Source organism: Streptomyces sp. NPDC018026 (genome assembly GCF_044327745.1).
Lineage (GTDB): Bacteria > Actinomycetota > Actinomycetes > Streptomycetales > Streptomycetaceae > Streptomyces > Streptomyces rubrogriseus.
On record NZ_JBIRFY010000003.1, the window covers coordinates 70,932 to 84,152 of the forward strand.

Annotated in this window: 11 protein-coding genes; 8 read left to right on the top strand and 3 right to left on the bottom strand. The window is 72.7% G+C overall.

The features are described from left to right. Positions 1 to 3: 3 nt before the first annotated feature. Positions 4 to 1,407: an amidase gene (locus ACH4D3_RS10425; protein WP_398319170.1), complete on the top strand. Its 1,404-nt coding sequence runs from the start codon at positions 4 to 6 to the stop codon at positions 1,405 to 1,407. A 63-nt stretch (positions 1,408 to 1,470) separates the two neighbouring features. On the opposite strand, the gene ACH4D3_RS10430 is transcribed toward ACH4D3_RS10425, so the two are convergent. Then, on the bottom strand, positions 1,471 to 1,926 hold the full coding sequence (locus tag ACH4D3_RS10430; RefSeq protein ID WP_398319173.1) for a DoxX family protein: 456 nt from the start codon (positions 1,924 to 1,926) through the stop codon (positions 1,471 to 1,473). 309 nt (positions 1,927 to 2,235) lie between these two features. Between ACH4D3_RS10430 and ACH4D3_RS10435 the strand changes: the two genes are divergently transcribed. From ACH4D3_RS10435 to ACH4D3_RS10445, 3 genes are all read left to right on the top strand, one after another. Further along, positions 2,236 to 2,958 carry a lytic polysaccharide monooxygenase gene (locus ACH4D3_RS10435; protein WP_398319176.1) on the top strand — a complete coding sequence of 241 codons (723 nt, stop codon included), beginning with the start codon at positions 2,236 to 2,238 and terminating at the stop codon, positions 2,956 to 2,958. A gap of 131 nt (positions 2,959 to 3,089) precedes the next feature. After that, a complete protein-coding gene (locus ACH4D3_RS10440; protein ID WP_398319179.1) occupies positions 3,090 to 3,521 on the top strand; it encodes an NfeD family protein in 432 nt (143 codons plus the stop codon). A 2-nt stretch (positions 3,522 to 3,523) separates the two neighbouring features. After that, positions 3,524 to 4,549 carry an SPFH domain-containing protein gene (locus ACH4D3_RS10445; RefSeq protein ID WP_398319182.1) on the top strand — a complete coding sequence of 342 codons (1,026 nt, stop codon included), beginning with the start codon at positions 3,524 to 3,526 and terminating at the stop codon, positions 4,547 to 4,549. A 15-nt stretch (positions 4,550 to 4,564) separates the two neighbouring features. Here the strand turns inward: ACH4D3_RS10445 and ACH4D3_RS10450 are convergent, their stop codons facing one another. Then, complete coding sequence (locus ACH4D3_RS10450) at positions 4,565 to 6,145, bottom strand: carbohydrate-binding protein (protein ID WP_398319185.1); 1,581 nt, start codon at positions 6,143 to 6,145, stop codon at positions 4,565 to 4,567. Between the two features lie 158 nt (positions 6,146 to 6,303). Continuing rightward, positions 6,304 to 7,266 carry a DUF3152 domain-containing protein gene (locus ACH4D3_RS10455; RefSeq protein ID WP_398319188.1) on the bottom strand — a complete coding sequence of 321 codons (963 nt, stop codon included), beginning with the start codon at positions 7,264 to 7,266 and terminating at the stop codon, positions 6,304 to 6,306. Between the two features lie 113 nt (positions 7,267 to 7,379). Between ACH4D3_RS10455 and ACH4D3_RS10460 the strand changes: the two genes are divergently transcribed. The 4 genes from ACH4D3_RS10460 (at position 7,380) to ACH4D3_RS10475 (ending at position 13,169) form a co-directional block, all read left to right on the top strand. After that, positions 7,380 to 8,069 carry a response regulator gene (locus ACH4D3_RS10460; RefSeq protein WP_398319191.1) on the top strand — a complete coding sequence of 230 codons (690 nt, stop codon included), beginning with the start codon at positions 7,380 to 7,382 and terminating at the stop codon, positions 8,067 to 8,069. A gap of 26 nt (positions 8,070 to 8,095) precedes the next feature. Continuing rightward, positions 8,096 to 9,595 (top strand): ATP-binding protein, encoded by a 1,500-nt coding sequence (locus ACH4D3_RS10465; RefSeq protein ID WP_398321067.1) that lies wholly within the window; start codon positions 8,096 to 8,098, stop codon positions 9,593 to 9,595. Further along, on the top strand, positions 9,592 to 10,236 hold the full coding sequence (locus ACH4D3_RS10470) for a hypothetical protein (protein WP_398319194.1): 645 nt from the start codon (positions 9,592 to 9,594) through the stop codon (positions 10,234 to 10,236). Before ACH4D3_RS10465 ends, ACH4D3_RS10470 begins: the two co-directional genes overlap by 4 nt. 128 nt (positions 10,237 to 10,364) lie before the next feature. Further along, positions 10,365 to 13,169, top strand: coding sequence for a hypothetical protein (locus ACH4D3_RS10475; RefSeq protein ID WP_398319197.1), 2,805 nt, complete (start codon positions 10,365 to 10,367; stop codon positions 13,167 to 13,169). Positions 13,170 to 13,221 lie beyond the last annotated feature (52 nt).

The window sequence follows — 13,221 nt, forward strand, 5'->3', positions numbered from 1 at the left end:
GGCATGGGCACCGGAAACCGTCCCGCCGACGCCGTCGCCACGGCCGCCGCCGTACGGAGCGGGGAGTGCGACGCCCGTACCGTCACCGAGCGGGCGATCGCCCGCATCGAGAAGCTCGACCCCGGGCTCAACGCGGTGATCCACACCCGGTTCGAGGCCGCCCTCGCCGAGATCGCCGCAGGGCTGCCCGAGGGGCCGCTGCACGGAGTTCCCATGCTGGTCAAAGACCTCGGCACCGAGGTCGAGGGACTGCCCGCCACCGGCGGCAGCCGTCTGTTCGGCGAGGTGACCGCGCGCCGCGACAGCGAACTGGTCGCCCGCTACCGCCGGGCCGGCGCCGTCGTCCTCGGCACCACCAACACCCCGGAGCTGGGACTCAACGCCTCCACCGAACCGGCGCTCCACGGCCCCACCCGCAACCCGCACAGCGGCGCGCACTCGCCCGGCGGCTCCAGCGGCGGGTCGGCGGCCGCGGTCGCGGCCGGGATGGTCCCGGTCGCGCACGCCAGCGACGGCGGCGGCTCGATCCGTATCCCGGCGGCGGCCTGCGGCCTCTTCGGCCTCAAACCCAGCCGCGGCCGTGTCTCGCCCGCGCCGCGGCCCACCACGCTGTCGGGGCTCGTCTCCGGACACCACGCCCTCACCACGACCGTCCGCGACAGCGCCCTGCTCCTCGACGTCGCCGCCGGTCCGCTGCCCGGTGACGCCTACGCCGCACCGGAGCCCGCCGCGCCCTTCGCCGAACTGGCCCGGCGGGACCCGGGGCGGCTGCGGATCGGCCTGCTCACCGCACTGCCGGACGGACCGGAGGTGCACCCCGACTGCGCGCGGGCGGCACGTTCCGCGGCCCTGCTGTGCGAACGCCTGGGGCACGAGGTCGTCGAGACCGCCGCCCGGTACCGGCCCGACGACGTCGGCCGCACCTCGGGCGTGCTGATGGGCGCCGACCTGGTCGCCCAGATCGACGCCCGGCTGGACCGGCTGGGCAGACCGCTGGCCGACGACGACATCGAGCCCTTCACCCGCGTGCTGTACGAGACCTACCGCGCGCTCCCGGCAGCCGACGTCAGCCGTGCGCTGCGCCGGGCGCAGGAGATCGGCTGGGCCGTCGGCGCCGCCTTCGACGAGGTCGACGTACTGCTCAGCCCGACCCTCGCCAGGCCGACGCCGCCGCTCGGCACCCTCGACACGGCCGACCCGGAGTCGATCTACCGGCACGCGTCCGTCTACGCGGCCTTCACCAGCGTGTACAACGTCACCGGAATGCCGGCGATGTCCGTCCCCTTCGGCCGGGACGGCCGGGGCCTGCCGCTCGGTGTCCAGTTCGCCGCCGGGCTCGGCGGGGAGGGGACGCTGCTGGCCCTGGCCGCGCAGTTGGAACGGTCGGCACCGTGGGTCACGGTGTGAGGCGTTCGCTCTCCGGGCGGAGCGGGGGCGTGCCGTCCGTCGGCGGGGACGGCACGCCCCCGCTCAGACGGACGTCGGCGTGTCCGAGGGCAGTGTCCGGGTGACCGGGCGGCCGCCGTCACGCCGCCGCGGGCGGATGCGGGAGGACAGACTCCAGCGGCCCGGGCCGAGGGCGGCGAGCAGGAGGAAGGACCAGCAGAACATGGCCGCCGACTCCCCGCCGTTCTCCATGGGGAAGAGTCCGTCGGGCTGGTGCTCGACGAAGTAGGCGTACGCCATGGACCCGGAGCACAGGACGGCCGACGTGCGGGTCGCGAGACCGCACAGAACCAGCGTGCCGCCGACGAGTTGCACCACGGCGGCCCACCAGCCGGGCCATTCGGCGAAGCCCGGAGTGGGACCGTGCGGACCGCCCAGGACGTCGAACAGGGTGGCGGCTCCGTGGCAGGCGAACAGCAGGCCTACGACGATGCGGAAGAGCGCGATCACGTGCTCCCTGCGTTTTTCCAGCGCTTCCAACGGTGGTGCTCCTCTCTTGCGCAACGACCGCCGGGGAAACGGGCGGCCGGTGGGGATGGTGCGCAGCACGGGGCGGGGTCGACGGCGTCCCGAGGGAGGGGGAGACGCTCAACCCCTTCGACTTTTAACCATCACGACGATCCTTGTCTAGACCAATAGCGCAACGAGTTGCGCACGAGGGCCGTCGCGTCAAATGCGCACCGCCGCTTGTCGGTTGATGTTGCGCGAACCCTTGACCGCGCCGGTTCCGTCGCTATGGTCTAGACCTGAAGTCGTCAGGTCTAGACCTGTATCCGAAAGGGGCACGACATGCGCACCAAGAGACGGGTGGCCTTCGCGGTCGGGGCGCTGGTCGCTCCGTTGCTCGCCGTCAGCCTTCCGGCGAGCACGGCCAGCGCGCACGGATGGGTGACCTCGCCCAACAGCCGACAGGACCAGTGCGCCGCGGGGATCGTCGACTGCGGTCAGATCAAGTACGAGCCCCAGAGCGTCGAGGGCCCGAAGGGCCTGAGCAGCTGCAGCGGCGGAAACAGCCAGTTCGCCGAACTCGACGACGACAGCAAGGGCTGGCGCGTCACACCGGTCGGCAGTACGTACACCTTCACCTGGCACCACACGGCACGCCACGCCACCGCCAACTGGCAGTACTTCATCGGCAGCCAGAAGATCGCCCAGTTCGACGGCCACGGAGCGCAGCCCGCCCCGGACGTGAGCCACCAGGTGAACTTCGGCGGCTTCACCGGCCGTCAGAAGGTACTGGCCGTCTGGAACGTGGCGGACACCGGCAACGCCTTCTACTCCTGCATCGACGTCAACATCGGCGGCACCGGCGGCGGCGACGGGGGCGGCGACGGCGACCCGGGCGCCTGCGACGCGCCGGTGTGGAGCGCCGGCAGCGTCTACAGCGGCGGCGACACCGTCTCCTTCGGCGGCCACAACTGGCGCGCCAAGTGGTGGGTGACCGGCGAGGAGCCCGGCACCACCGGCGAATGGGGCGTCTGGGAAGACCTCGGAGCCTGCGCGGCCGCGTGATCGCGACGGGACGGCGCGCACCGGCCACGGCGCGCGCCGCCCCCCGTCGCAGCCCCGACGCCGGCCGGTGACGAAAGGGTCCGCTTTTCCGGAAAGCCGGTAAAATAATTCCAAAGCGGAAAGGGGTCGTGATGGATCCGTGGCTGATCTGGCTGATCGTTTCGGCGGTCCTGATCCTGGCGGAGATCTTCACCCTGACCGCCGCGCTCGGAATGCTGGGAGTGGCCGCGCTGATCACCGCCGGATCCGCGGCGGCCGGGCTTTCCACGCCTTTTCAGTTCCTCGTCTTCACGGTCGTCTCCGCGGTCACCCTCTTCTTCCTGCGCCCCGTCGCGCTGCGCCATCTCGTCCAGCCCCAGACGCAGCGGTTCGGGGTGGACGCCCTGGTCGGCCAGGCCGCCTACGTCGTCTCCGACGTGACCGGAAGGGACGGCAGGGTCCGTATCGGCGGTGAGGAATGGACGGCCCGTTCCTACGACGAGACGCTGGTGATTCCCCGGGGTGCGACCGTCGACGTCCTGGAGATCAGCGGCACCACCGCATTCGTCTATCCCCGGGAGTGACCATGGAAGCCTCGGCGTTCCTCATCGCCGGTGTGATCGTCGCGCTTCTCGCCGTATTCACCGTGGTGCGGGCGGTGCGCATCGTGCCGCAGGCCCGTGCCCGCAACGTCGAACGGCTCGGCCGCTACCACCGCACGCTGAAACCCGGGCTCAGCGTGGTCATCCCGTACATCGACCGGGTCTATCCGGTGATCGACCTGCGGGAACAGGTGGTCTCCTTCAAACCGCAACCGGTCATCACCGAGGACAACCTGGTCGTCGAGATCGACACCGTGCTGTACTTCCAGGTCACGGACCCCCGCGCGGCCTTCTACGAGATCGCGAGCTTCCTCCAGGCGGTCGAGCAGCTCACCGTCACCACCCTGCGCAATGTCGTGGGCTCCATGGACCTGGAGAAGACCCTCACCTCGCGCGACACCATCAACAGCCAGCTGCGCGGAGTGCTCGACGAGGCCACCGGCAAGTGGGGGCTGCGGGTGAACCGGGTGGAGATCAAGGCGATCGACCCGCCGCAGTCCATCAAGGACGCCATGCAGAAGCAGATGCGGGCCGAGCGGGACAAGCGGGCCGCGATCCTCGGCGCGGAGGGCCAGCGCCAGTCGCAGATCCTCACCGCCGAGGGCGACAAGCAGGCCGCCGTCCTGCGCGCCGAGGGCAACCGCACCGCCGAGATCCTCAAGGCGGAGGGGCAGTCCCGGGCCATCGACGAGGTGTTCCAGGCCGTGCACCGCAACGACCCCGACCCCAAGCTGCTGGCCTACCAGTACCTCCAGGTGCTGCCCCAGCTGGCGCAGGGCTCCGGCAGCACCTTCTGGGTCATCCCCAGCGAGGTCACCTCCGCGCTCCAGGGAGTCTCCCGCGCCTTCACCGAAGCACTGCCGCAGTCGCCGGCCACCCGGGAGAGCCCGTCGGACGACGGGGCCGCCCAGGCGGCCAGCGACACGGCGCAGGCCGCGGAGGCCGCCGCGCAGGCCCTCGCCGACGCGGCCAGGGCCAACGGCGTGCCTCCGGAGGGCCACGCGGCGTGACGGCTCGGACCGGCCCTAGGGGGTGACCCGGTTGCCGCCGAAGGTGACCACGAGCGTGCCGTCCGAGTCGAAGGACCAGTCGAGGGCGCCCGCGTACCCGGCGCACCGGGAGCCGTTCGAGCCGGTCCAGAACTGGTTCGACCCGTCGGCGTCGCCCACGGTCTTGTCGTTCGACCCGTCGTCGGCGCGGCACGAGGTGTTGTTCCGGAACACCGAAGTGCCCTTGTCGAAGGAGAAGTTGCGCTCGGCGTTGTCGATGCTCACGTTGTCCGAGATCGTCATCGTGCCCGGGTTCGAGTTGTAGGTGAACCCGTGCTTGCCGTTCTGGTACGCGATGCTGCGGCGCACCACGTGGTCGACCTCGATGTCCTCGCCGCCGAGCTTGTAGCCGTTGCGGTCCCCGCTGGAGTTCTGCGTGCCGTCGGAGAGGGTGCCGTTCCCGTAGGCCAGGGAGTCCTCGATGGTGACCGCGCCGATCGCGCCCGTCTCGGACTTGGTGTAGAGGTCCCAGCCGTCGTCGATGTTGTTGTGGGACACGGCGTCGCGGAAGACGTTGCCGGGGCCGACGGTGAGCTTGGCGGCGAAGCCGTCGGCGTCCTCGCCGTCGGAGTCGGCGTTGTCGTGCGACTCCGCGCTCAGGATCAGGTTGTCGGACGGCCACTGGTCGCGGGGGGTGTCCGAGGTCGTCCGTGAGAGCTGCAACCCGGTGTCGCGGTTGAACCGCGTCACCGTGCGCTCGAGCACGTTGTCGCTGCCGCCGACGAAGATGCCGTTGTCCCCGGCGTGTTCGACGACGATCCCCTTGACGTGCCAGTACGACCCGTTGACCGCGAGCCCCCGGTTCGAGGAACTCTCCGACTGGGCCGAGAAGTTGAGCACCGGTGTCTCGCCCGGGTAGGCGGTCAGCTCGGTGCGGTCGCCCGAGGTGCCGTCGTTGCCCTGCGGGACGGTGACCGTCTGCGCGTACCGGTAGGTGCCGCCGCGCAGGTAGATCGTCCCGCCGGGGGAGACCCGGTCGATCGCCGAGGTGAGGGTGGTCGGGTCGGACTCCGTCCCGGCCGCGCCGTCGCTGCCGCCCGGCGACACGTACAGCGCGGAGCCGGACGGCGGCGGCGTGGTGTCGTCGCCGGTCACCTCGGCGTCGACGTAGTCGACGTTCGGCAGTCCGGCGGACGAGGTGGGGCTGAGCCTGACGGTGTTGCTCCCCGCCCGTACCGGCACCGTGACGGTCTTCGTCACCCACGTGTCCCAGGCGCCGGTGGTCTCGAACGAGGCCGAGGCGACGCTCGAACCGTTCACCATGATGTCCGCGGGCCGTGCACCGTCGGTGCCGTTCGCGAAGCGCACGTCCAGCGTCGCGGTGCCCGCGGCGGGCGCGCTCACCGTGAACTCGGCGAAGGCGCCGACCGCGTTGGTGCCGTTGCAGAAACCGCTGCCGGAGTAGCCGGACCAGTCGGCGTCGATGGTGCCGGTGCAGACCGCCGACGCGGTTTCGGCCTCGTAGCGGGCGGAAGCGGCCTGCGCGGACGTGCCGGACAGAGCGACGAGCGTGCCGCCCAGCAGGGCGACGCTCGCGATGACGGGTCTCACTTGCATCGTGTCTCCAGGGGGGTTGGGTCCGACCAGGAGTCGGTGGGAGGATCGACTGGAGAAAGCGCTTTCCCGGGTCTTCCCGTCGGACACTAGAGACTTGCCGTGGACGCGTCAATGGTCTGGTATATGATTTCTGTTCACAGACATGAATTGAGCCGCACTCAGCCGAGAGCGGGTCCCGTGACGGGCCGGCCGTCGGCGTCGTAGGGCCAGACATTGGTCCGGCAGCCGTGCAGCCCCTTGATCTGCTGCATCATCACCGGCGCCGGACGCCCCGCCCCGGGGCACCCCTCATGGCCGTGGCCGAGGAAGTGCCCGACCTCGTGGTTGATGATCAGCGCCCGGTACGACGTCACGTCGTCCGCGTAGTACTGCGTGGCCAGGAGCCACCGCTTGAGGTTGACCATGACGTCCTGGCCCACGTTGCAGTTGACCTCACCGCCGGTGTCCAGGCCGTACTGGCCGCATATGTCGTCCACCGTCGACGCCGTGGCGAGCCGTACCCGGAAGTCGGACGCGCCGCCGGACACCCGTCGGAACCCCACCTTCCCGTCGGCCGTCCAGCCCCGCTCGTCGGCCAGGACGCGCTCGACCTCGGATGCGACGTCCGATGCCGAGATGCCGATGCCGTCCTCGACCTGCACCACGTACGTCAGCGTCCGCGCGCTCCCGCCGACCCGGTCACCGCTTCCGTCCGCGGTGGCGAACGTCCCGGGTCCGGACGACGGAATCGAGCCGGGGTCCGGCTTCTCGTCCTGCCCGTTCCCGTCCTTCCCCTCTCCCTTCGCATTCCCCTTCCCCTTTCCCCTCCCCTCTTCCTTCGCCTTCTCCGTCGTCGGCGAGGAGGCCGGCTCCTCCTTCGGTGCGTCCCCCGTCCCGTCGGCCCCGTGCGACCCGGGTTCCTCGGTCACGGAGGACGCGCCGGCCGTGTCGGTGGGGCCGCCGGAGGGTTCCAAGGCTCCCCTGAGGGCCAGCCCGCCGGCGAGCACCAGGACGGTCCCGGCCGCGAGCCCCGGCCACAGCAGGCGGGGCCGGGCACCCCGTCGGCGGCGGGAGCGGCCGCCGCGGCGTCGGCGGCCCGCGGCGGAGGACGGTGAGGGAGTCGGTCGGCGGCGCTCATTCATGATCACAAAGCCTGCCCAAGGCGTGTGATCGTCCGTGGACCGCTTTTGGACCGCTGTGTAACAGCCGTCACCCAACCGTGGTCCGCCACCCGCGCACACGCATACTGAGGTCCATGCCACGGGTCCTGATCATCGAAGACGACCGCGCCGTCCGGGACGGCGTGCGACTGGCCCTGCGCCGACAGGGGCACGAGGTCGCCGCCGCCGCGACCGGGGAGGACGGACTGGAGCAGCTCCGGTCCTTCCGGCCCGACGCCGTGGTCCTCGACCTGATGCTGCCGGGCATGTCCGGCCTGGAGGTGTGCCGCCGCATACGCGCCCACGACCAGGTGCCGATCATCATGGCCACCGCCCGCGGCGACGACACCGACATAGTCGTCGGACTGGAGTCCGGAGCCGACGACTACGTCGTCAAACCGGTCCGCGCCCGCATCCTGGACGCCCGCATACGCGCCGTGCTGCGCCGCGTGGGCGGCACGGCGGACGACCAGGGCACACCGCGCACCGAACACCACGGCGACCTGGTCATCGACCGGGCCGGGCTGACCGTCACCCACCGGGGCCTGCCGGTCGCCCTCGGCCCCTCCGAACTGCGGCTGCTGCTCACCCTGTCCGCCTCGGCGGGGCAGGTGTTCAGCCGCCAGCAGCTCCTGGAGGCCGTGTGGGAGCACAACTACCACGGGGACGCGCGGCTGGTGGACGCCTGCGTCAAGCGACTGCGGTCCAAGATCGGTGAGTCCCCGGGCAGCCCTCGCTACGTGCACACCGTGCGCGGCTTCGGCTACCGGTTCGGACCCCGGTGAGAGCTCCCCGGGTGCTGCGCGCACTGATGGGGCTGCGCCTGCGGCTGGTGGTGACCTTCACCCTCGTCGCCGTCGTGGCCACGGTGACCACCGGCGCACTGACCTTCCGCGAGGCACGGACCGGGATCCTGCAGCAGAGCCAGGACACGGTGATCGAGGAGTTCCGGCACCGCGTCAACACCCTGGTCCCCAACTACCGGTTCCCGCCCGACGCGACCGGCCTGAACTCGTTCGCCAACGACGTGTCCAGGGGCGGACGGTCCCAGCAGTGGCGGGTCCTGGTCGCCTACCGGGGGAAGAGCGCCACGTCCGTCCCCGGGGACTCGTTCGGCGAACTGTCCCCGGCGATGCGCGAGTCCGTGCGCTCCCGCCGGGCCACCGTGTTCCAGCGGGTCTCGCACGACGGCCACTCCGCGCTCGTCGTCGGCATGCCCGTCACCTTCACCGGCCAGTACGGCACCGAGCGGCGGGCCTCCGGTCTCGAGGTCTACCTCACCGTGCCGCAGCAGGAGGAGCAGGGCTACGTCGACGCGCTGGTCACCGCGATCGAACGCGCCACCGTGCCCGCCCTGGTGCTGGCCGTCCTGATCGCCCTCCTGGCCGCCCGCGGTGTCCTGCGGCCGGTGCGGGCGCTGCGCCGGGCGACTAGGAGCATCGCCGAGGGCCACCTGGACACCCGGCTCGCGGTGCAGGGCTCCGACGAACTCGCCGACCTCTCCCGCACCTTCAACGAGACCGCGGCGGCACTGGAGGGCTCGGTGGCCGAACTGCGGCGCATGGAGGCCGGTGCCCGTCGCTTCGCCGCGGACGTCTCCCACGAACTGCGCACCCCGCTGGCGGCCATGTCGGCGGTCACCGACGTGCTGGACGAGGACGCGGCCGGGCTGGACGAGGACACGGCGACGGCCGTACGCCTGATCAGCGCGGAGACCACGAAGCTGGCCGCGCTCGTGGACGACCTGATGGAGATCTCCCGCTTCGACGCGGGCGCGGCCGCCCTGCACCTGGACGAGATCGATCTCGCCGAGTCCCTGCGCCGCACGCTCGCCGCCCGCGGCTGGCAGGACACCGTGGAGACCGGCCTGCCGGAGCCGGGAGAGCTGCGCGGCCGCGTCGACCCGCGCCGCCTCGACGTCGTCGTGGCGAACCTCGTCGCCAACGCCCTCAGACACGGCGCGCCCCCGGTCCGTCTGGACCTGCGTGCCCAGGACGACCCCCGGGCCGGAAGACAGGCGGTCGTCACCGTCCGCGACGGCGGGGACGGCATTCCCGAGGGCGTCCTGCCCCACGTCTTCGACCGCTTCTACAAGTCGGCCGACGCCCGCGCCCGGAGCGAGGGCAGCGGCCTCGGGCTGTCCATCGCCACGGAGAACGTACGCCTGCACGGCGGCACCGTCCGGGCGGCCAACCACCCGGAGGGCGGCGCCGTCTTCACGGTCGTCCTGCCGCTGCGCCCGGACGACCCGGACGACCCGGACGACCCGGACGACCGGACACCGCACCCGGCGAAGGAGGACCGCACATGAAAGCGTCCGCGCGCGCCTTCCCGCTGCTGATCGCCGCGCTGCTCCCGCTCTCCGCGTGCGGCATACCCGAGACCGGAGTGGTCGAGGCGGGCGAGCCCGCCACCGGCGTCCTCGACCCGGGCGTCACGTCCGAGCCGTCGGAGTCGGTGCCCGAGGCGGTGCCCCTCGTCAAGGTCCCGCTCTACTTCGTCGAGGACGGATCCCTCGTCGCGGTGGTCCGCACGGCGGCGGGCTCGACCGACCTCGGCGGCACCGTGCTGATGCTGTTCAAGGGACCGGACGCCGAGGAGCGCGGGAGGGGGCTGACGACCGAGCTGCCTCCCGCGGCCGAGGCCCCCACCATCCGCACCGACGGCACGGGGGTCACCGTCCAGCTGCCACGGAGCGCCGGGATCCTCAGCGACACGGCCGTCGACCAGCTGGCCTGCACGGTCGCCGTCGCCCGGCTGCGGCAGGACCCCGCGCTGGGCAGGGCGCAGGTGACCGTGGAGCAGCCCGGCGGCCGGCTGGCCGGCCGCTCCAGCGACGACTGCCGCTTCGCCACCGAGCGCAGGACTCCCGGGACCGCCGAGACCGCGGCGCCCCCCGGCACCGGCGAAAGCGTCGGAGGGACCGGCGCCAGCGGCGGCACCGGCGGCTGACGGCTGACGGCTGACGGCTGACGGCTCACAGGCAACCCCAAGGATCTCCTTTCCCTCCTCCAACCAGGGGCGCCCGTAAGGGCGTTGCCCCGGACCGAGATACCACCCAGGTGTTGAGGAGCGGATTCTTGATACGTGCCCGAACGCTGTGGGCCGCCGCGACAGCGGCCCTGACCCTGGCGGGCGTCGCGCCCGCCGCGGCCCAGGCCGCGCCGCAGCCGCCCGGCGGCCCCGCATCCGTACGGGCGGTACCGAACGGCACCGCCGACCTGCCGCCCGGCTGGCGGATCACCGGCACCGGTGCGGCGAGAGCCCTGGAGTGGCGCTCCCCGCGGGCCGTCCCGCCCGGCGACGCACGGGTGGAGTTCCACACCGCCGGCCGCCTGCTCGGCGTACCGGAACCGGACCGCGACGGCAGGACCTTCCGCTTACCGCTGGACGAGGTCCGGCCGGGCGCACCGCAGGGGCTGACCGACCTCCAGGTCCGCGCCGCGGGCCGCCGGCTGGACCAGGACCCGGGAGCCGCCGCCCGACAGCCCCGCCCCTCCCAGGCGCCCCCGGCGAAACTCCCGCCCCAACTCCCCGCCGGCGCCGTCGACCCGGGCCGGCCCGGCCGGTTCGCCACCGCCACCGGCGAGTACACGCTCGACCCGGTACGACTGCCCGGCCTGCCCGCCCCGGTCGAGATGCGCGGCGTGGTCGTCGCACCGAAAGGAGCGACCGGCAAACGCCCCCTGGCCCTCTTCCTGCACGGCCGCCACGCCACCTGCTACGTCCCCGGCCAGGACGAGGAGGCCGTCACGATCGACTGGCCCTGCGCCGACGGCGCCCGGCCCATCCCCAGCCACCGCGGCTACCTCCAGGACCAGGAACTGCTGGCCTCTCAGGGCTATGTGACCGTCTCGGTCTCCGCCAACGGCATCAACGGCCAGGACGGCGGCCTGGAGGACGGCGGCGCCCAGGCCCGCTCGTCACTGGTGCGCTCGCACCTGGCCCGCTGGGCCGACTGGGCCGCCAAGAGCTCCACCGCCCCGGCCGCCGTACGCCGGGGCCCGAAGGCCGACCTCTCCCGCGTCCTGCTGGTCGGCCACTCCCGCGGCGGCGAAGGCGTCGACCGGGCGGCCATGGACAGCCTGTACCCGCCGCCCGCCGACCGGGACGGCCACCCGGGGCGGGCCCGCTGGAACATCCGCGGCACCGTGCTCATCGGTCCCACCGCCTTCGGCCAGAACCCGGTGCCCGACGTGCCGTCACTGACGATCCTGCCGGGCTGCGACGGCGACGTCTCCGACCTCCAGGGGCAGCTGTACGTCGACGGCACCCGAGGCGTGAGCCGGGGCCGCGCCCTGCACAGCGCGGTCCACATCACGGGCGCCAACCACAACTACTTCAACACCGAGTGGACGCCCGGCCAGGCCCAGGCACCCGCCTCCGACGACTTCTGGGAGGACCCCGAGGACCCCGACCCGGTCTGCTCCGCAGGCCGTCCCACCCGGCTCACCGCCAAGCAGCAGCACCGGGCCGGCGCGACCTACATCGCCGCCGCCGCCCGGCTGTTCGTCGCCGGTGACGACCGGGTGCGCGAACTGGTCGACGGCACCGGCCGCCGCGCCCCCTCGGCCGACCCGGCCCGGGTGCTGACCCACGCGGTCGGCGCCGGCCGCGGCGCCGGACTCCTGCCGGACGGCGGAGTGAAGGTGACCGGCGGCGGACGCCTGTGCTCCGCGGTCGACCCCGACCCGGGCGTCGCCTGCCTCGGCGAGGACGCACACGGCTCCTCACCGCACTTCGCGTACTGGCAGCCGGAACGCGAGACCGGCCGCGGCGCGATCGCCCTGGACTGGTCCGAGCCCGGCACCGCGGCCCGGATCCGTCCCGGCGCACCCGTCTCCCTGAACGGCGCACGGAGCCTCGCCCTGCGCGTCATCGTGCCGCCGGGCAGCACCGGCACCCGGCTCGACGTGGCCGTCACCGACGCCGCCGGCCGGCGTGTCACCCTCGGCGCCGTCCGCGCCGACGGCCTCCCGGGCAGCGAACGCACCGCGTCCTACTGGGCGCAGGAACTGCGCGTACCGCTCACCGCCGCCACCCGCGCCGGAGTCGACCTGCGCCGCGTCACCGCGCTGGAACTGACGCCCCGTTCCCGGGCCGGACAGGCCTGGCTGATGGACGCCTACGCCTGGCACCCGGGTACACCCCAGGTGCGGCCGGCCCCGCTGGCCCGCGTCGACGTGGGCCGGACGACGGTCGAGGAGGGCGACTCCGGCGTGCGCACCTACCACGTCCCGGTGCGGGTCTCGGGCAAGGGCACCGGCACGGTCCGGATGTACGTCATGGAAGGGTTCGGCACGGCGGTCGAGGAGCGCCTGGTCACCGTACGCTCCGGCCGCCCCTTCGTCGACGTGCCCGTCAAGGTGCCGGGCAACAAGCGCTACGGCGGCGACTCGAACCACGACCTGCTGGTCAAGGCGGTACACGGCTCGGTCGTCGGCTCCTACGCCGGCGGTGTGACCGTGGCGGAGGACGACCCGATGCCGAAGATCGACGTCACGCCCGTCGCCGACAGGGTCACCGAGGGGCAGCCGCTGCGCTGGCGGGTCTCGCTCTCGGAACCCGCCGACGTGGACCTGGGCACCGTGCTGGTACCGGTCCCCGACGACACCCGTCCCGAGCTGTCCACCAAGGACGTCGACCACGACTGGCTCCTGGAGACGGTGGGCGAGGTCCCGGAGGGGGAGGTCCCGCTCTCCCGGCTGGACTACTTCGCGCTCTGGGTCTCCGTCCCGCCCGGTGAGACGGAGACCGAGGTGACCGTGCCCACCATCGGCGACGAGGTCGCGGAGCCCACCGAGTACGTCGGCTTGCGGAACACCGACGACGAGGGCGAACCGCAGGGCCCGGTGCTGACCGGCACCGTGCTCGACGCCTCGTAACCCGGTCGACTCCCAACCCGATCGCCACGCGCGCGCGTGTGCGGGCGCGGAC